Origin of the sequence: Spirosoma utsteinense, from assembly GCF_014282275.1 — a bacterium.
Classification (GTDB): Bacteria; Bacteroidota; Bacteroidia; order Cytophagales; family Spirosomataceae; genus Spirosoma; species Spirosoma utsteinense.
The window spans coordinates 92,274-109,614 of record NZ_VFIA01000006.1 but is presented as its reverse complement, the minus strand read 5'-3'; the positions used below and the strand labels follow the sequence as shown (position 1 = coordinate 109,614).

General features: G+C 49.2%; 19 protein-coding genes. 7 read left to right on the top strand and 12 right to left on the bottom strand.

Features of this window, described 5'->3' with window-relative positions; translation table 11 throughout:
* Positions 1-52 precede the first annotated feature (52 nt).
* Complete coding sequence (locus FH603_RS06570) at positions 53-1,501, bottom strand: DASH family cryptochrome (protein ID WP_186736668.1); 1,449 nt, start codon at positions 1,499-1,501, stop codon at positions 53-55.
* A 107-nt stretch (positions 1,502-1,608) separates the two neighbouring features.
* Complete coding sequence (locus FH603_RS06565; RefSeq protein ID WP_186736667.1) at positions 1,609-2,394, bottom strand: DUF547 domain-containing protein; 786 nt, start codon at positions 2,392-2,394, stop codon at positions 1,609-1,611.
* An 85-nt stretch (positions 2,395-2,479) separates the two neighbouring features.
* Here FH603_RS06565 and FH603_RS06560 point away from each other — a divergent pair, with 85 nt between their 5' ends.
* Positions 2,480-3,268 carry an SDR family oxidoreductase gene (locus tag FH603_RS06560; protein WP_186736666.1) on the top strand — a complete coding sequence of 263 codons (789 nt, stop codon included), beginning with the start codon at positions 2,480-2,482 and terminating at the stop codon, positions 3,266-3,268.
* A gap of 208 nt (positions 3,269-3,476) precedes the next feature.
* On the opposite strand, the gene FH603_RS06555 is transcribed toward FH603_RS06560, so the two are convergent.
* From FH603_RS06555 to galE, 7 genes are all read right to left on the bottom strand, one after another.
* A complete protein-coding gene (locus FH603_RS06555) occupies positions 3,477-4,136 on the bottom strand; it encodes a response regulator transcription factor (protein WP_186736665.1) in 660 nt (219 codons plus the stop codon).
* A 145-nt stretch (positions 4,137-4,281) separates the two neighbouring features.
* Entirely contained in the window at positions 4,282-5,106 is an 825-nt protein-coding gene (locus tag FH603_RS06550; RefSeq protein ID WP_186736664.1) for a sensor histidine kinase, read from the bottom strand.
* 188 nt (positions 5,107-5,294) lie between these two features.
* Positions 5,295-5,969 (bottom strand): hypothetical protein, encoded by a 675-nt coding sequence (locus FH603_RS06545; RefSeq protein WP_186736663.1) that lies wholly within the window; start codon positions 5,967-5,969, stop codon positions 5,295-5,297.
* A 16-nt stretch (positions 5,970-5,985) separates the two neighbouring features.
* A complete protein-coding gene (locus FH603_RS06540; RefSeq protein ID WP_186736662.1) occupies positions 5,986-6,384 on the bottom strand; it encodes a hypothetical protein in 399 nt (132 codons plus the stop codon).
* A 456-nt stretch (positions 6,385-6,840) separates the two neighbouring features.
* Positions 6,841-7,701 (bottom strand): glucose-1-phosphate thymidylyltransferase RfbA, encoded by an 861-nt coding sequence (rfbA, locus tag FH603_RS06535; protein ID WP_186736661.1) that lies wholly within the window; start codon positions 7,699-7,701, stop codon positions 6,841-6,843.
* Positions 7,702-7,782: 81 nt separating this feature from the next.
* On the bottom strand, positions 7,783-8,838 hold the full coding sequence (gene rfbB / locus FH603_RS06530; protein WP_186736660.1) for a dTDP-glucose 4,6-dehydratase: 1,056 nt from the start codon (positions 8,836-8,838) through the stop codon (positions 7,783-7,785).
* Between the two features lie 68 nt (positions 8,839-8,906).
* The gene (gene galE / locus FH603_RS06525) at positions 8,907-9,941 is read right to left on the bottom strand and encodes a UDP-glucose 4-epimerase GalE (RefSeq protein WP_186736659.1); all 1,035 of its coding nucleotides are present in this window, start codon (positions 9,939-9,941) and stop codon (positions 8,907-8,909) included.
* Positions 9,942-10,070: 129 nt separating this feature from the next.
* Here galE and FH603_RS06520 point away from each other — a divergent pair, with 129 nt between their 5' ends.
* On the top strand, positions 10,071-10,946 hold the full coding sequence (locus tag FH603_RS06520) for a transglutaminase-like domain-containing protein (protein ID WP_186736658.1): 876 nt from the start codon (positions 10,071-10,073) through the stop codon (positions 10,944-10,946).
* Between the two features lie 140 nt (positions 10,947-11,086).
* Here FH603_RS06520 and FH603_RS06515 read toward each other — a convergent pair whose 3' ends face one another.
* On the bottom strand, positions 11,087-11,719 hold the full coding sequence (locus FH603_RS06515) for a 4'-phosphopantetheinyl transferase family protein (protein ID WP_186736657.1): 633 nt from the start codon (positions 11,717-11,719) through the stop codon (positions 11,087-11,089).
* Positions 11,720-11,820: 101 nt separating this feature from the next.
* Here FH603_RS06515 and FH603_RS06510 point away from each other — a divergent pair, with 101 nt between their 5' ends.
* The 3 genes from FH603_RS06510 to folB all read left to right on the top strand — a co-directional run bounded on the left by FH603_RS06510 (position 11,821) and on the right by folB (position 14,132).
* The gene (locus FH603_RS06510) at positions 11,821-12,720 is read left to right on the top strand and encodes a WD40 repeat domain-containing protein (protein ID WP_186736656.1); all 900 of its coding nucleotides are present in this window, start codon (positions 11,821-11,823) and stop codon (positions 12,718-12,720) included.
* Between the two features lie 119 nt (positions 12,721-12,839).
* The gene (locus FH603_RS06505; protein ID WP_186736655.1) at positions 12,840-13,775 is read left to right on the top strand and encodes a DivIVA domain-containing protein; all 936 of its coding nucleotides are present in this window, start codon (positions 12,840-12,842) and stop codon (positions 13,773-13,775) included.
* A gap of 6 nt (positions 13,776-13,781) precedes the next feature.
* Positions 13,782-14,132, top strand: coding sequence for a dihydroneopterin aldolase (gene folB, locus FH603_RS06500; RefSeq protein ID WP_186736654.1), 351 nt, complete (start codon positions 13,782-13,784; stop codon positions 14,130-14,132).
* A 109-nt stretch (positions 14,133-14,241) separates the two neighbouring features.
* Here folB and ytxJ read toward each other — a convergent pair whose 3' ends face one another.
* Positions 14,242-14,571: a bacillithiol system redox-active protein YtxJ gene (gene ytxJ / locus FH603_RS06495; protein ID WP_186736653.1), complete on the bottom strand. Its 330-nt coding sequence runs from the start codon at positions 14,569-14,571 to the stop codon at positions 14,242-14,244.
* Between the two features lie 63 nt (positions 14,572-14,634).
* Positions 14,635-14,934 (bottom strand): phosphoribosylpyrophosphate synthetase, encoded by a 300-nt coding sequence (locus FH603_RS06490; RefSeq protein ID WP_186736652.1) that lies wholly within the window; start codon positions 14,932-14,934, stop codon positions 14,635-14,637.
* Positions 14,935-15,006: 72 nt separating this feature from the next.
* On the opposite strand from FH603_RS06490, the gene FH603_RS06485 reads away from it, so the two are divergent.
* Together FH603_RS06485 and rsgA are read left to right on the top strand one after the other, a co-directional pair.
* On the top strand, positions 15,007-16,302 hold the full coding sequence (locus tag FH603_RS06485) for a 3-deoxy-D-manno-octulosonic acid transferase (protein ID WP_186736651.1): 1,296 nt from the start codon (positions 15,007-15,009) through the stop codon (positions 16,300-16,302).
* 34 nt (positions 16,303-16,336) lie between these two features.
* Entirely contained in the window at positions 16,337-17,263 is a 927-nt protein-coding gene (gene rsgA, locus FH603_RS06480) for a ribosome small subunit-dependent GTPase A (protein ID WP_186736650.1), read from the top strand.
* Positions 17,264-17,341: the final 78 nt, after the last annotated feature.

Below are 17,341 nucleotides of genomic sequence, written 5' to 3'. Positions count from 1 at the left end.
TTGTTGAGGCCAAAGTTGGGTAAAACTATCAATTTGTCAACGTAAAACTACGCTAGCGGTGTTTTTCGGCCTTTGTCCACTTCTCTGGATTGATGACCGGTAGCGGATACGATTCACCCTGTATTAACCCATACTGCGCCTGTTCTGTTGCCGACAGATCGTAAATCAGATGTACTTGATCGGCCGGTACAGCAGCCAGTTCAGGGAGCCAGTGTTTTACATACTCGCCCCGTTCGTCGTAACGTGTAGCCTGGCTGTAGATATTGAAATACCGGTCCTGGCGGGGGTCATTGCCTACGCCTGCTACGTAGTTCCAGTTACCCCAGTTACTGGATGGATCATAATCGATCAGCAAGCTCTCGAAGTAAGCGGCTCCCCATGTCCAGTCGATACCCAGATCTTTTACCAGAAAGCTCCCTACATTTTGACGCCCCCGGTTCGACATAAACCCGGTTTGATTTAACTCGCGCATATTGGCGTCGATAAACGGGATACCCGTTTCACCAGTCACCCAACGTTGGAAAAGATCGATGTCGTGATTCCACTTCTTATTAAAGTCGTGGCGGATACCACTTGGCTTAAAAATACGCGTACCATAGCGTAGAGCCACAAACCGGAAAAAGTCACGCCATACCAACTCAAATATGAGCCAGTAAGTGGAATCGTTTTTCACCTGCTCCGCTTCAAACCGCTTGACTTCGCTGTAGATCTGCCGGGGCGACAAACAACCCAATGACAGCCAGGCCGAAAACTTACTGGAATAATCCTCGCCCAGCATCCCATTACGGGTTTCTTTATACGTTTTGATAAGGCCGGTTTTCCATACATACCGGTGTAGCCTGGCCAGCGCCGTTGTTTCACCGCCATGGAAAGCTACAGCCGCCCGAACATCAGTTATCAGCGTATCCGGAAACCCGAATGTACTTAGCGCAGGCACATCACCAGCAGGGACGTCGGGCACAAAACGAACACGTTCGGGTGTCGGAATTACCGCCCGAACAGTAGCTTCCTGCTCGACTTTGGTCCTGAACTGGGTAAAAACGGCTGGTAACCGCGCAATATCGAACGGGAGATCACGAACGTGGTAGAGTGTCGACTGCCAGAATAGCTCCAGATCGATATTGAGCGGCTTCAGGCGTTTGCTCAGATCGGATTCCGTATCGGTTTCCTCCTGAGTCACTTCTTTACTGGCATAAATGGCTTCGGCACTGATATCTTCAGCCAGTTCGGCAAGCACGAGAGCCGCATCACCCACTCGAATGATCAGATCGGCCCCTTTTTCTCGCAGAGACTGCCGCAAATCGGTTACTGCTTCGATCAAAAAATTGGCGCGAAAAGGTCCCGTTTTAGGAAATCCAATGACTGGCAATTCGGTGAACAAGCGCGGATCGAACACAAATACGGGCAGTACCTGCGCATCATCGGCCATGGCTCGGGAAAAAGCATCATTGTCGTGTAGCCGAAGGTCGTTACGAAACCAGTATACTATTCGTTTGGGCATAAAAAACAGGTTGTCCGTAATAGACATCTACTACCGACAACCTGAAACAGAAAGATTAGTTCTTATGATTTTGGACCTAAACCGATAGGAGACTGGAACTGTGGCGCTTACTGCTCATTGAGAGACCAGTTATAATCCAGGTAAGAAATCGGGGTGTTCTCGTTGATCTTCGTCTTTGAATACCGGTTTACCCAATAGGCAACCGACTTATTGTCATCTTTCCAATCGCCTTTATACCAGTCAAAATACTTGGACAAACTCGCTTTCTGGGGCGTAATAGCATTCTTGGCCGGATTGTTCATAAAGTCGACACCCTGGTCGTTCAACTGTGCGTCCAGTTTAGCAGCCGTATAGGCCTCGTTGCGCAGTCTGGGACACGACCGGGCTGCACATACGAGCGCGAAATGAATACGTTTGTCATCGAATTTTTTCCGCAACGTACCATGTTCAATCCGGTTCAGGTCATACGTTTCATTGCCCACCTTGATAAATTTGACATCCCAGGGGGTATTGACGAATGGTATCTTGATCTTACTACCAATATCCTGGATACTCTTAACAGGGTAGTGGTCCAGAATCAGCTGAATCGTGTTCGCGTTGTAGGCATTGATCCAGTAGGCAATCTGCTCACTTTGGCTCCACTTGTCGGTTGGTGGGTTACCGGCCAGCAAATCGAGGTATTTTTTCAACTCTTTTCCATCGCTCCTAAAGCCTTTGTAGTTGACCAGCCCTTTTTCATCGATGTATTTTTTGGCCAACTGATCAAAAATTACGTGACTAACAGGCTCAGCTAAAGGAGATAATGGGAAAAAAGGGTCACGGAAGGCGGTCAGGCCAGATACTATCAAACCAAACAGTAACATGACCATTCCTTTTATCGTGTAGTGTTTCATTATTTTTGTTTGTTTAGGAGTACATACGTAGGGAAAGCGCAAAAGGTTTATACTCTAGCGGCTGGCAATAACCTCACTCAAATCAATGAATCTGGACTTAACAGGAAAAACAGCTCTGGTCGGCGGTAGTACACAGGGCATTGGCCGCGCAACGGCCATAGAGCTGGCTTTATTGGGGGCTACCCTTGTACTCATGGCCCGTAATGAAGCAGCACTAAAAGAAACCGTCGATACACTGGCTACCGATCATGGGCAAACGCATCGGTATATCGTTGCCGACTTCAGCCAGTCGGGAGCCGTATCTTCGGCCATCACGCAACACCTGGCGCAGTTTCCTGATCTGCACATTCTTATCAACAATACGGGTGGGCCGGCGGGTGGAGCCCTGATCGATGCCAAACCAGAAGAATTCGTTCAGACGTTCCACAATCACCTGCTCAACAACCAGGCATTGGTACAGGCTGTAGTACCGGCGATGAAACGGGCGGGGTATGGCCGTATCGTCAATATTATTTCTACGTCCGTAAAACAGCCAATTGTGGGATTAGGCGTTTCCAACACCATTCGGGGAGCGGTGGCTCAGTGGTCTAAAACATTATCGCTGGAGTTAGGACAGTTCGGTATAACCGTCAATAACGTACTACCTGGTTACACAAGCACCGCCCGGTTAGACGCCGTACTGGCCATGCGGGCCAAATCGTCAGGGAAATCAGAAGAAGACGTAGCTGCTCAAATGAAGAGCGACATTCCAATCGGGCGTTTCGCTACGGCTGAGGAAGTAGCCGCGGCTGTAACCTTTTTATGCACACCCGCAGCAGCCAGCATTTCAGGCATTAACGTACCCGTAGATGGCGGGAAGACGGGAGGGTTATAAGGGGGAGGAAGGAGGAAAGGGAGGAGGGAGGAAAGGAATGCACATTCAATCCCTTTTCTCCATCCTCCCTTTCCTCCTTCCTCCTTCCTCCCTTTCCTCCCTTTCCTCCCTTTCCTCCCTTTCCTCCCTTTCCTCCCTTTCCTCCCTTTCCTCCCTTTCCTCCCTCCTCCTTCCTCCCTTTTCTCCATCCTCCCTTTCCTCCTTTTTTTTAAACCAAACTATTCTTAAAGGCGTAGGCCACCATGCCGGCGGTGTTTTTGGTGCCGGTTTTTTCGAGGATTCGCAGGCGGTGCCCTTCAACGGTACGGGGGCTGAGAAAGATTTTCTCACTAATTTCGTTAGTAGATAACCCCTCACAAATCAGCATCAATACCTCTTTTTCACGTTCTGAGAGGAGTATTTTGCTATTGTAAAACGCATTGATTGGCCTGACGACAGTCGTTTTATTTGTCATTTTACGGAGCATTGCCTTCGACACAAAATCGTTTAGGTAGACCCCTTCGTCCATTACTTTCCGAATTGCTTTTTCAACCTCACCTGCTTCCGCATCTTTAAGCAGGTAGCCGCTAACGCCTTTTTCCAACAGGTGCAACACCATTCGATCCTCGTCGTGCATAGTGAGCACAACAATTTTAATAAGCGGGTAATTTTCGCGCAGATAATCGGCGGTAGCGGTTCCGTCCATAACGGGCATTTGCAGATCCAGCAACACCACGTCGGGTGTTTTTCGGGGGATTCGGTCGATCAGTTCCTGTCCGTTACCCGCTTCAAGTATCAATTCAAAGTCATGAACCTGACCTAGTATAGTAGCCATTCCAATCCGGAACAGCGTGTGGTCATCGCAGAGTGCCAGTTTGATCTTTCGCATAGAGGAAGGTATTAAGAGGTAGGTATTGGTCGTTGAAACCAGGGACAAAGCAAACAACGGGCACGAATATAAACGACCGGCTGCGGAAGAAAAAGCGTACCTTACTGACGTTCAATTCATTTGCTGTAGCTTATACCTACCTGCGCTATCCTACAATTGCTCTTTCAACAGGTGCCTGATTGGTCAGGCGTACCTGAACGTGTACCTGTGACCCCCGGCCATGAGCCACATCGAAGGTTACGTGTCCATCCATGACACTCAGACGACTTTCAATATTACGCAGCCCCAATCCCCCCTGCTTGTCTTCCATTACGGCGTCGAAGTCGAAACCGACCCCGTCGTCAAGCACCGACATTCGTACTTCGGTGTTGATGCAATAAAGCTGAATGGTAATATACCTGGCACGTGCGTGCCGAATCGCATTGTTGACCAACTCCTGGGCAATCCGGTAGAGCATCAATGTTGTTGGTGAAGACAAGTCGCTGATTGATTCGGGACAGTCTACATGGACCTCCAATTCGCCATCAGTGGCGCGGTCGGCGAGTTCTTCGAGGGCGGCCAGCAACCCAAAGCGTTCGAGCGTAGTTGGTACCAGATCCCGACTGATACGGCGGACATTGGTCATTGTCTCATCAATCATGGAGCGCGTTTTCTGGATGTGGAGACTGGTGCGCATGGTCACCTCTCCATTCATTTGGCGCTCCAGTTGATTGAGGCTCATCTTGGTTACCGATAGCATGGTACCAATACCATCGTGCAGATCTTCGGCAAGCCGCCGGCGCTCGGCTTCCTGCCCCCGGAACGTAGCGGCCATCAGTTCGCGCCGGTGCTGCTCTTGTAGTTCTTTGAGTGCCAGTTGCTGTTTCGCCTGCTTTTGCTGGTAATAGGCGACGAAGATGATGATAAACACCGCCATCACTAACAACACGGCCGTACCGACAGCAATAACGAAACCGGAGTCCATTGACACTACATTTAACTACGACTCAAAGAAAGTAGGGTAAAAGTGGACATAACGCGCCCTAATGTCAATTGTTGAGTAGGGCGACTGAGTGAGTGGTAAACGAACCGACCAAATCCATGACTGGTTACCCGGTCCTGATAAACCGTATTTGTCCTGGAATAGGTATCTTCTGTAATCCTACCAGGTCCTTCGGTTCATATTAAATTCTCGCGATCAAATTTACCAAACCAAATACTAATAGCCGATAGTACTGCAAATAGAATAAAAAGGAAGCTGTTTAAATTCCAGTAGATGCTGAATGTTTCGTCATCAACTATTTTTGGATTGAAAATAAACTCACTGAACAGGACAGTAAAAAAGGTACCCGCTGCATAGACAAGTAGGCCGGCTGTAAACCAAAACATACTGTGGCCCATAATATTCTTCACCCGCATATCCATTACTACCTTGTTAAAGTAACTCAGCGAAAGAACAATGGCAAAGAGCTTGAATACAGACAAACTAACCGTCGATACCTGATCTTTCTGGTAGTAAAACAAGGTAATCAGCGTGCAGATACCAGTAAGTGCGCCAATAAGCCGACGGTTGGCGGAACCATCGAAAGAAAGATAAAATATGACGCCTATTAAAATTGTCTGGTAAATAGGTTCTATGTTATATATATATGCGTTACTGGGCTCAGTAAATATTATGATTAGCGAGTATGTATCTTTAATAAAGTTAAGAATAAATAAAACCCATATTGCTTTAAGATTAGGGGTTAAATATTTATAACGCAGGGCACCAGCTATGATGGAAAGAATACTGCTTAAATGGGAAATAAGATCAATTGGATATTGCGCAAAGAAATGCAGTAAACGTTCCATCATAATAGGTAAAAAATACTCATTTAGGGCAATGACGTGGGCATATATAGCCATCCCCTACTGTTTGTAATTCGTCGTCTCCGTCGTCTTTAAGTCCGGCTTTATCAACACGAATCGGCATATCATGCCCTTTGCTATCGACACCGGTCAATAGTACCCGGGGTTTAAGCTGCCCTTTGCCTTCTTCGGTAGGATTTCCGTCGGCATCTTCCCAACGTTTGGCGTGATGGATACGCAATCCTATGCAGCCCGGCTGGCTTAGCAAATGCATTACCTGCTGAATACCAAAGTATTCAGAGCGCGTATACTCGTCGGCAGGCAGACCAACGGCTAATTTACGGTCGCGATACGAACCCGTCAAAGACGCTGTTTCTTTCGAATTTAGAAAACGACCGGCGTTTTCAGTGAAAACATTCATGATGGTAGTAGAAGCGTTAAAGAATTGTAGTCTCTTAAATGGTGTACTGGATATAATCGGAAAGCCCTCAAACTTACACAACAAGGGGTTTGCAGACAACAATGCAAATTCAGCACCAATTGTCAACAATCTAATTATCAGCACATTATATCTACATCGAAGACTATCAATGCGTACTTCTACGTAGTAAACTACGGGCTTCTGCCTGATTTAGGTTGCCTTCCCGAAATCGGTGTTTCTGCGCTCAATGGTGCTCAGTGAGCACCCTACCTTTACAAGGTCGTTGGTGAGTAGCTTTCTGGCCATCACCACACTAGTTTTCTCATCCGGTAGGCAAGCAGTCGCCGGAGCAACTCAATCATAGGTTAGGTTAATGAAAACGCCGGGGCAGTTGCCCCGGCGTTTTTTAGTCGTTAAACTATATTGGCGATAAAAGGTACCCTTCAGATAAGATGGTTACTTCAGTATATTCAGCAGATAGGCACCATAGCCACTTTTTACCAGGGGTCTGGCAATTTCGGTCAGTTGTTCAGCGTCGATGAACTTCATCCGGTACGCAATTTCTTCGATACAGCCGATTTTTAAGCCCTGGCGTTCTTCAATAACATGAACGAACTGCCCGGCCTGCATCAGCGACTCGAACGTGCCCGTATCGAGCCAGGCAGTGCCCCGGTCAAGAACACCTACCTTTAGTTTTCCACGCCGGAGGTACTCGCGGTTTACATCGGTAATCTCCAGTTCACCCCTGGGCGAAGGTTTGATATTTTTAGCGATCTCAACTACCGTGTTGTCATAAAAATACAAGCCCGGTACCGCATAATGAGACTTAGGCTTGTCGGGTTTCTCTTCAATCGATAGTACGTTGAAATCAGCATCGAATTCGACCACCCCGTAGCGTTCCGGATCGTGAACCTGGTAAGCATACACTACGCCCCCATCAGGATCGTTGTTGGCTTGCAAAAGTTTCGACAGGCCGGAGCCGTAGAAAATATTATCGCCCAGCACCAGCGCCACTTTATCATCGCCAATAAACTCTTCGCCAATGACGAAGGCCTGTGCCAGACCATCCGGACTGGGTTGCACAGCATAGCTAAACTGGCAGCCCAGCCGGGAGCCGTCACCAAGAAGTTTCTCGAAATGAGGCAGATCGTGGGGCGTCGATATGATAAGCACTTCCTTAATACCCGCCAGCATCAGAATCGAGAGCGGGTAGTAAATCATTGGCTTGTCATAGACAGGCATCAGTTGTTTGCTGACAGCTAGTGTAAGCGGATGAAGGCGGGTACCGGAGCCCCCAGCCAAAATAATTCCTTTCATTGGTAATTGAGTGAAAGAGCGAATGGAAACGGTGAACAGAAGAAACAGACGTTCTGCTCTTTCCCCTGTTCACCGGTCATTTTATCTATTTGCGTACATACCCTGGTAATACGTCTGGTAGTTGCCTGATGTGACGTTGTCCAGCCACTCCTGATTGGCCAGAAACCAATCGACGGTTTTTTCCAGCCCTTCTTCAAACTGTAGCGATGGCTGCCACCCCAGCTCGTTCATGATTTTATGCGCATCGATGGCATAACGAAGATCATGACCGGCGCGGTCGGTAACGTAAGTAATGAGTTTTGCCGACGTGCCCGCTTCCCGTCCCAGTTTACGGTCCATGATGGAGCAGAGCAAATGGACAAGATCAATGTTTTTCCATTCGTTGAAACCACCGATATTATACGTCTCCCCCAGCTTACCGGTATGGAAAACAGTGTCGATCGCACGGGCATGATCGACTACATATAACCAGTCCCGCACGTTTTCCCCTTTGCCGTATACCGGCAGCGGTTTGTTCGTCTGGATATTAAGGATCATGAGCGGAATCAGCTTCTCGGGGAAGTGGTTCGGACCATAATTGTTGGAGCAGTTCGTTAATACTACCGGCAATTTATAGGTATTGCTATACGCCCGAACGAAATGGTCTGAAGCCGCTTTGGAAGCGGAGTAGGGCGACTGCGGCTCGTAGGCGGTCTCCTCGGTAAAGAAGTCTTCAGGATTGTGCAGCGAGCCATACACCTCATCCGTCGACACGTGGTAGAAGCGCTTCCCTTCAAAATTACCTGCCCAGGCCGTTTTAGCCGCATTGAGCAAATTCACGGTGCCAACCACATTAGTCATCACAAAGGACATAGGGTCGGTGATGGACCGGTCTACGTGTGACTCGGCCGCGAGGTGAACTACCCCATCGAACGAGATCTCTGCAAACATATCGTCCACGAACTTGGCATCCGTGATATCGCCCTTGATGAACGTGTAGTTCGGCGCTTTCTCAATGTCCGTCAGATTGGCCAGATTACCGGCATACGTGAGCTTATCGAGGTTATAAATCTGATACTCCGGGTATTTCGTAACGAACAGCCGAACAACATGCGACCCGATAAATCCGGCTCCGCCAGTAATGAGAATAGTTTTCATTGATAGTAAATAGGTGTTTGGGCGCTCAGTCCTTCCCGGTTTACAGGCAATGTCTGAGCACAGAAGACTTAAGCACTCACTTTCTGCTGCCACCGCCACGCATCGCGCAACGATTCGGCCAGCGAGCGCCTGGCCGACCAGTCGAGTGCGTTTTTCGCTTTGGTAACATCGGCATATACCTGCTCAATATCGCCGGGCCGCCGGGGGCCCACGGTATAGTTTAGGGAAACTCCGGTTTCGCGTTCAAACGTCTTAATAATATTTAGAACGGTTTCGCCCCGGCCAGTACCAATATTGACAACATCATACGACGCATCAGCCGTGACTTCATTTAGCTTCTTGAGCGCTTGTACGTGTGCTTCAGCCAGGTCCATGACGTGAATGTAGTCGCGTACACAGGTACCGTCGGGCGTGTTGTAATCGCCACCATGAATCGTCAGACTCTGGCGAATACCAGCCGCTGTTTGTGTGATGAACGGCACTAGATTTGCCGGAACGCCCAGTGGTAACTCGCCTATCTCAGCTGATGGGTGCGCACCGATGGGGTTAAAATACCGTAGCGCCAACGCCCGCAGGGGCACATTGGCGCACACAACATCCCGGATAATGTCTTCACTAATGGCTTTTGTATTCCCATAAGGCGATTGGGCCGGAAGCCGGGGAGTTTGCTCCGTTACGGGTAACTGCTCCGGTTGGCCATAGACCGTACAGGACGACGAAAACACCAGGTTACTCACCCCGTATTTCGGCATCAGTTCCAGCAGTAACATGAGCGAGTCGAGGTTGTTGCGGTAGTACATCAGCGGTTTAGCCACCGATTCACCCACGGCCTTATGTGCCGCAAAGTGAATAACCCCCGCCAGTTGCTCCTGCTGGAATATCGTTTCCATCACAGTTGCGTCGTTGCAGTCGGCCTGGTAAAACGGCACATCACGCCCTAAAATAGCGCGAAGCCCATCAAGCGCGGACCGTTGTGAATTCGAAAAGTCGTCTATAATAACTGGCTCAAAGCCAGCTTCGACTAACGAAACAACTGTGTGTGAGCCGATAAACCCAGCGCCACCGGTTACCAGAATTTTGGGAGAATTGCCAGAGGAAGTCAAACTGTTTTTTATAAAGTTTTTGTTAGTACTTTAGTACAGCGGCCCATAGAACCAAACAAAAGTAGTACATTCAATAGGTTTCCGAAAGTAGTTTTTATCCTGGGGCCAACCGACAACGCGGTATAAAGCATGAAAGACAACGAACTAAAAGCGCTCATCTCGCTCCTGGACGACGAAGACCGGGAAGTCGTCGAACACGTTGAACAACGAATCCGGCAGATGGGCGGCCAAATGATCCCGCTTCTGGAGAGCGAATGGGAAGGCAGTTTTAATCCCGATCTGCAAAAGCGAATTGAAGAGCTTATTCACGATCTACAGTACGAATCCGTACTGGACCGAATGCGCGACTGGAAAAACGGCGGGAGTATGGACCTCCTCGAAGGGCTTTGGATCGTAGCCACCTATCAATATCCTGATCTGTCGCTCGATAAACTGAAGCAGGATGTAGAGCAGCTGTATTACGATGTGTGGGTCGATTTTAAGGCCGATATGCACCCCGATGAGCAGATAAAGTCTATGAATACCGCTTTTTTCACAAAGCTGAAATTTGCGCCCAACACCAAGCATTTCCATTCGCCAGCCAATTCCATGATTAACCAGGTGCTCGAATCGCGCCGGGGAAATCCCATTACGCTGTGCATCTTGTATATGCTCATTGCCAAACGGCTGAACCTGCCGGTTTTCGGCGTAAATCTGCCGAATCTGTTCGTACTGACCTACCGCAATACGAGTGGGGTGCAATTCTATATCAACGTGTTCAATCGGGGGCTTATCTTCACCAAAAAAGACATTGACCAGTATATTGACCAGCTTAATCTGAAGCGGCTGGACACATTTTATCAACCTTGTACCAATACCGACATCGTTCGGCGGGTGCTCAGAAACCTGACGCTGGCGTTTGAGAAGAACGGTGATATGGAACGGGTTCGGGAGGTTGAGCAGATTCTTAATACAGTAAAGGATGATGGCGATGGTCTGCCCCTATCCGATTATACCCAACGGTAGCGCATTAAATGAGTCGTAAGGTCGTAAGTCGATAAGTCGTAAGTCGGTAAGTCGTAAGAGGCTGACGCACAAATATGGATGCGTCAGCCCCTTATGACTTACCGACTTACGACTTATCGACTTACGACCTTACGACTCATTTAATACGCTACCGCCAGCAACCCGGGTCCGGTTTTATAACACCGGATTACCAGTTGTTCTTTATGGTTTGGTAGCCGAACATGACCAACCAGCGTGTCGGCCCCATCCAGGAAAGGCTCTATATGAAGGTGTTCGCGAAAGGTAAGATTGCGCTTCCCGTATAATTTGTACAGCGCTTCTTTAGCGCACCAATAGACGGCCAGCCGATCAGAATCGCCATTGGCGTGGGCAATTTCTTCGTTCGACAGCACCCTGGGCACTACGCGCTGAAACTGGTCCCGAATTGGTTCAACGTCGATCCCAACCGGGCGCGACCGGTGTAGCACAGCAGCCGCCCAGCCACTCGTATGCGACAGGGAAACGAACCAGGGCAGGTTGACCAGGTGCGGCTTACCAAACTCATCCTTTTGCAGGCCCAGATAAGTCAACCCCTGCATTTCTACCAGGTGCCGGATAGCCGCCCGGCATGCCAGCCACTCGACGCGCTGAGCTGGATGGCGGATGTTGCTTAACTCCTCCGCTTCTGAAGCAATTAATGTCAGACTCGCCAGAAGTGCCGGTTCGTCGGTGATGATTGGGCCGAGAATGGCGGTGCAGTCATCGCTGACGTGTAAAATTGTTGGCAAGCCCATTATTAATGTTGAATATTGAACGCTGAATTGATTGTCAAATTACGGCAGCTGTCTGTGACCTTTTGTATTCAACGTTCAATATTCACCATTTAAGCGCAACAATGCACGTTCAAAAACTCGATACGTTCGGTGGGCACCGTGACAGTGTGTATACGCTCGAACGCGGTACGCAGCCAGATCAGTTCTTTTCGACCGGGGGCGATGGGTTGGTGGTGCGCTGGCAATTGAGCCGGCCTGACATGGGGGAACTGGTAGCGCAGGTTCCTGCATCGGTCTATGCCCTGGCCCTCCACCCGGTAAGTGGCCAGCTGTGGGTAGGGCAAAATTATGAAGGGCTTCATCTGATTGATCCTGTGCAAAAACGGGAGACAGGTTCCCTCAAATTAACGTCGGCCACTATTTTCGATATTGCCTTCCACAAAAATGACGCATTCGTAGCCTTATCCGATGGTGTTGTGGTTGTGCTGGACGCGGTTCAGCTCGTGGTACGAAAACACCTGAAAGCTTCCGACCAGTCGGCGCGGTGTCTGGCCATAAACCCCGTTGAACGGGAGTTGGCTGTTGGATACAGCGACACAACCGTCCGGATTTTTGACCTGGAAACTTACGGCCTGAAACGAACCATACCGGCTCACACGAACTCGGTATTTACGGTGCAGTATTCACCTGATTATCAATTCCTGCTCACAGCCGGGCGCGATGCTCACCTGAAAGTGTGGGACGTTGAGCAGCAGTACAGTCTCCATCAGGATATAGCTGCCCACCTGTTTGCGATCAACCACCTTACGTTTAGCCCGGATGGTGATTTGTTTGCCACAGCCAGCATGGACAAATCAGTCAAGATCTGGGATGCGAAGACCTACCGTTTACTAAAAGTAGTCGATCGAGCCCGCCATGCAGGACACGGTACATCAGTAAATAAGTTACTCTGGACCGATTATCAACACCAATTACTATCAGCAAGTGATGATCGAACAATTTCAGTATGGAAATTGAGCTGAAACGATATAATGTGACCAGATAAGCGAATTTCTCTGGTCATTCTTTGCTAAATACGTATTATGGATGTTACTTCACCCTTAACGGGTTCATCCATGGCTACCTAAACCGAAGAACACCAATGAAAATTACGGCTATCGAGATCCGGCAACATACCTTTGATAAAGGGTTGCGCGGTTATAAAACGGAAGAAGTCGACGCGTTTCTGGTTTCACTCTCTCAGGAATGGGAACGCGTGATCGGCGATTACAAAATGCTGAAAATGCAGCTTGAGATGTCGGAGAAGGAGTTGGGGAAGCTCAAAGAAGTGGAAATGACTTTATTCCGAACCCTCAAAACGGCCGAAGATACCAGCACCCAAATCACGGATCAGGCAACCAAAGCAGGTGATCAATATTTGCACGAAGCGAAGCAGAAAGCCGACGATATACTCGCTGATGCCCGCAAACGCTCGGCGTTGATGGTACAGGACGCCGAGAACCAGGCTCGTTATCTGAAGGATAACATCCTAAACGACCTGAAAACGATGGAGTACGATTTTAAAGCGCTGGAAACCTACAAGGAAAACCTGGCTATGCAGATTCGGGCGCTGGCCAGCGGTGCGGTCGATAGCGTTGATCGGTTTGAGAAAAAATTTGCCAAGCAAAATCTGAAAGGAAAAATCGACGAAGTGGCCACTCAGATTACCGACGATATCAACCGGGAAAACGAACAAAATTCTCTTTCCGTCGATACCCCCACGGAGTTAACCGTCTCTGATACTGCGGTTGAACTTCCTCCCCTTATCGAGCGTGAGGAATCGATACCTGAAGCCATTCCAACCGACGAACCGTTACTGGCCGAACTCGATCATGCCATAGAGCAGTCTGCGCACGAAAATTCAGTGCCTGCTCCTACCGCCGACATCACGAATGCTGAAACCAGTGAAGAAACGTCCCTACTGGAGCAACCTGACGCGAGCGCAGTCCAAACCGAATCGAACGAAGTTCAAACCGAAGTGGTGGAAACAGGTGACGATGTAAAAAAGAAGAGTGGCTCATTCTTCGATCAAATCTAAGATAGCGTGGGAACAATTTCCTTAGAAGGTCTTGAGTTCTTTTCCTACCATGGATTTTACGACGAAGAGCAAAAGATTGGCAATAAATATTCGGTAGACATCGTAGTGACGGCCGATTTTTCGGAAGCAGCCCGGCGCGACCGTCTGAGCGCTACTGTCAATTACGAAGACCTGTACCGGATCACGGCCAACGTGATGCAACAGTCGGCTCGCCTGCTTGAACACATCGCGCACCGGATTATCCAGGAAATTCGTACAAAGTACCCGGACCTCGAAGCTGTTGAAGTGAGTGTATCAAAGTTCAACCCTCCTATCGGTGGCGTTTGCCATCGTGCAAAGATTACGTTGAAGGAGTAAAGGGAAGAGGGGGAGTAAAGGGACGAGAGGGACGAAGGGAATCGACCGCGTATGCGTATTTCCCCTTCGTCCCTCTCGTCCCTTTACTCCCCCTCTTTCCTTTACTCCTTTATACCGCCTGCTGCAACCCGGCAAACGAAATAGACATATGGGAGGCATCGTAAACGCATTCGCCATTACGAATCAGCAACACCTGAGGTGATTCGTGTTCAATGCCAAATTCACTCTCTATTTTGCTTGAAATTGGCCGGTTCGCCAATAAGTCGAGATAATAGGGTTTCACGCCGAGCTGGTCACTCCAGTTGCGCTCCATCCGGCTCAGGGCCATTGCACTGATAGAGCAAGTGGTGCTGTGTTTAAAAATCAACACCGGCTGCCTGGCCGATTCCTCTTTGATTGTGTCAAGTTGAGCGTCGCTCGTCAGTTTATTCCAATTCATTGTATCAACACCTATTCTATTGATGTACAAGCCTTTTAGACTTCAAAAAGTTCGCTGGTCACATTAACGCATGGCCAGCTTTTCAGCCATCTCAGGTGAGACAGCATCTGCGTAAACACCGTACGCATCTGTCAGCGTTCCTTTGTTGCCATTTTTCGCTTCAATCGCGTAAAGTACTGTAGAATCACCCGGATCGGTCATTCCCTCAAACCGATATACATCAACGATATCGAACTCGTCGGGCCGTAACTCAATATCATCAGGTTGGCAATGTAACCGATCATGCTTGAGGTTGTAGTCCTGTGTGAAGCCCTGCCTCCGTAAACCCTCAAGAGCTTCTGTCAGCGTATCGTAGCTTTCCATAGTTGGCTTCGTTTGAATGTCATCCAAAGACTTCATTACCTTTGCTACCAGATTAACCATCCGACTATCCGCTTGTTTTCGGGACTTTATAACACGGGCCTATCTGCTTACAAAACCCTGCTGCACCTGGCGGCTCCCTTCAACCCCAAAGCAAAGCTCTGGGTGGCCGGCAGGCATAACTGGGTAGCAAATTTAACCCAAAAACTGGATGGAAACACAGCCGATATTGCCTGGTTCCATGCAGCCTCGCTGGGCGAGTTTGAACAGGGCCGCCCCGTAATGGAAGCCTATCGGGCACAGTATCCCGAGCATAAGATTTTACTGACCTTCTTTTCGCCATCCGGATATGAGGTCCGTAAGCAGTATGACGGGGCTGATTATGTTTTATACCTGCCCGTTGACTCACCCGCTAACGCCCGGCAGTTTGTAACACTGGTAAATCCCAAAATTGCGTTTTTTATCAAATACGAGTTCTGGTATAATTACCTGCGCGAACTGAAAGCTGCGCGGGTTCCAGTCGTTTCGTTTTCAGCTATTTTTCGACCAAATCAACTCTTTTTTAGACCATGGGGCGGTTTTTATCGAAACCTGCTTGCTTATTTTGATCATATTCTGGTTCAAAACCAGGAGTCGGTTCAACTACTGGAAGAAATAGGTATCAGGCAGGTTACGCTGGCGGGCGATACGCGTTTCGACCGGGTGATGCAGGTAGCGGCAGCTAAAAAGGAAATCCCAATAGCACAGGCTTTCAAGCTCGGCTACGACAGCCAAACCTCAGCAACGGTGCCCTACCCAGTTCTGGTCGTTGGCAGTGCCTGGCAGGCCGATATGGATATCCTGATTCCGTTTATCAATAAATTCGATAAGCCGCTGAAAGTCATTATCGCTCCACATGAGATTCATGACGATGAGATCGAGCGCTGGCGTACCCAGCTGAGCGACGCATCAGTACGCTATTCAGCCATTCGGAGCCCTGCATCCACGGACTTATCGCTTGCATCAATCCACACGCTATTCATCGATAATGTAGGCATGCTCTCCTCACTGTATCAGTATGGTGAATTTGCGTACATCGGCGGAGCGTTTGGCAAAGGTTTACACAATATCCTGGAGGCTGCTACTTTTGGCGTGCCGCTGTTTTTTGGACCGAACTACGGTAAATTTCAGGAAGCAGTCGATTTAGTGGACGAAGGAGCCGCTTTCCCGCTACACAACACGGCGGAGCTCCTCGATGTCTTCCTGAAACAGTACACCGACCGCGAAAAGGCGTCTCACACCAGCCGCGCCTACGTACAGCGGAACGTTGGCGCAACGGGCAAGGTTATGGAAGTTGTAAAGCAACTAAGACGCAAGGGATCGGGCGAATGAAACCCTTGATTTCACTTTTTCTCTCTTTTTAACATTGCAGAAAGGCTTAATCCTTCGATCCACCGGGTCCTGGTACGACGTTCGTAACCCGGATGGACATATATTTCAGGGACGGTTGAAAGGTAAGTTCAAACTCAAAGGTTTGAAAGTCACCAATCCAATCGCGGTGGGTGATATTGTCCTGTTCGAGGTCGAAGACAAAACAGAGAACACGGCCATCATCTCCGACATTGTTTCCCGTAAGAATTACATCATCCGGCAATCGGTTCATAAAACGGCACACGGCCACATTCTGGCCGCCAATCTTGACCAGGCGGTTTTGCTGGCTACGCTGGCCATGCCCCGGACGTCGCTTGGGTTCATCGACCGGTTTCTGGTCTCGGCCGAGTCGTTTCGTATTCCTACGACCATCGTTTTCAACAAGGCCGATATCCTGAACGACGAAGGGCTCGAATACCAGCAGGAAGTGATTCAACTTTATGAACGTGTTGGCTACGACTGTCTCGTTACGTCGGCCACCGAAGGCGAAGGCGTTGATGAATTTCGGGAATTGCTGCATCAGAAAGTAACCTTACTGGCAGGCCACTCGGGTGTGGGTAAGTCCTCGCTCGTAAACGCCATTGCCCCTGATCTCAACCTCCGCACCAACGAAGTGTCGTCGTTTGCCAATAAAGGCGTTCACACGACGACTTTTGCCGAGATGTTCGAACTGGCTCCCGATACGTACATTATCGACACGCCCGGCATTAAAGAGCTGGGATTGATGGACACCTCGAAAACCGAGATTGGCCACTACTTCCCCGAAATGCGCGACCGCATGAACCAGTGCCGGTTCAACAACTGCCTGCACTTCAACGAGCCCGGCTGCGCCATCAAAGAAGCCGTCGAGTCGGAAGACATAGCCGAGAGCCGCTACATGAGCTACCTCAGTATGCTGGAAGGGGGAGATAACAGGCGGTAAGAGAGAGGAAAGGGAGGAGGGGGAGTAAAGGGACGAAGGGGAAATACGCATACGCGGTCGCTTCCCTCTCGTCCCTTT

Excerpts from the sequence above, each read along its gene's own strand:
- FH603_RS06570 (WP_186736668.1), bottom strand. The coding sequence starts at position 1,501 with ATGCCCAAACGAATAGTATACTGGTTTCGTAACGACCTTCGGCTACAC.
- FH603_RS06565 (WP_186736667.1), bottom strand. The coding sequence starts at position 2,394 with ATGAAACACTACACGATAAAAGGAATGGTCATGTTACTGTTTGGTTTG.
- FH603_RS06560 (WP_186736666.1), top strand. The coding sequence starts at position 2,480 with ATGAATCTGGACTTAACAGGAAAAACAGCTCTGGTCGGCGGTAGTACA.
- FH603_RS06555 (WP_186736665.1), bottom strand. The coding sequence starts at position 4,136 with ATGCGAAAGATCAAACTGGCACTCTGCGATGACCACACGCTGTTCCGG.
- FH603_RS06545 (WP_186736663.1), bottom strand. The coding sequence starts at position 5,969 with ATGATGGAACGTTTACTGCATTTCTTTGCGCAATATCCAATTGATCTT.
- FH603_RS06540 (WP_186736662.1), bottom strand. The coding sequence starts at position 6,384 with ATGAATGTTTTCACTGAAAACGCCGGTCGTTTTCTAAATTCGAAAGAA.
- rfbA (WP_186736661.1), bottom strand. The coding sequence starts at position 7,701 with ATGAAAGGAATTATTTTGGCTGGGGGCTCCGGTACCCGCCTTCATCCG.
- rfbB (WP_186736660.1), bottom strand. The coding sequence starts at position 8,838 with ATGAAAACTATTCTCATTACTGGCGGAGCCGGATTTATCGGGTCGCAT.
- FH603_RS06520 (WP_186736658.1), top strand. The coding sequence starts at position 10,071 with ATGAAAGACAACGAACTAAAAGCGCTCATCTCGCTCCTGGACGACGAA.
- FH603_RS06515 (WP_186736657.1), bottom strand. The coding sequence starts at position 11,719 with ATGGGCTTGCCAACAATTTTACACGTCAGCGATGACTGCACCGCCATT.
- FH603_RS06510 (WP_186736656.1), top strand. The coding sequence starts at position 11,821 with ATGCACGTTCAAAAACTCGATACGTTCGGTGGGCACCGTGACAGTGTG.
- FH603_RS06505 (WP_186736655.1), top strand. The coding sequence starts at position 12,840 with ATGAAAATTACGGCTATCGAGATCCGGCAACATACCTTTGATAAAGGG.
- ytxJ (WP_186736653.1), bottom strand. The coding sequence starts at position 14,571 with ATGAATTGGAATAAACTGACGAGCGACGCTCAACTTGACACAATCAAA.
- FH603_RS06490 (WP_186736652.1), bottom strand. The coding sequence starts at position 14,934 with ATGGAAAGCTACGATACGCTGACAGAAGCTCTTGAGGGTTTACGGAGG.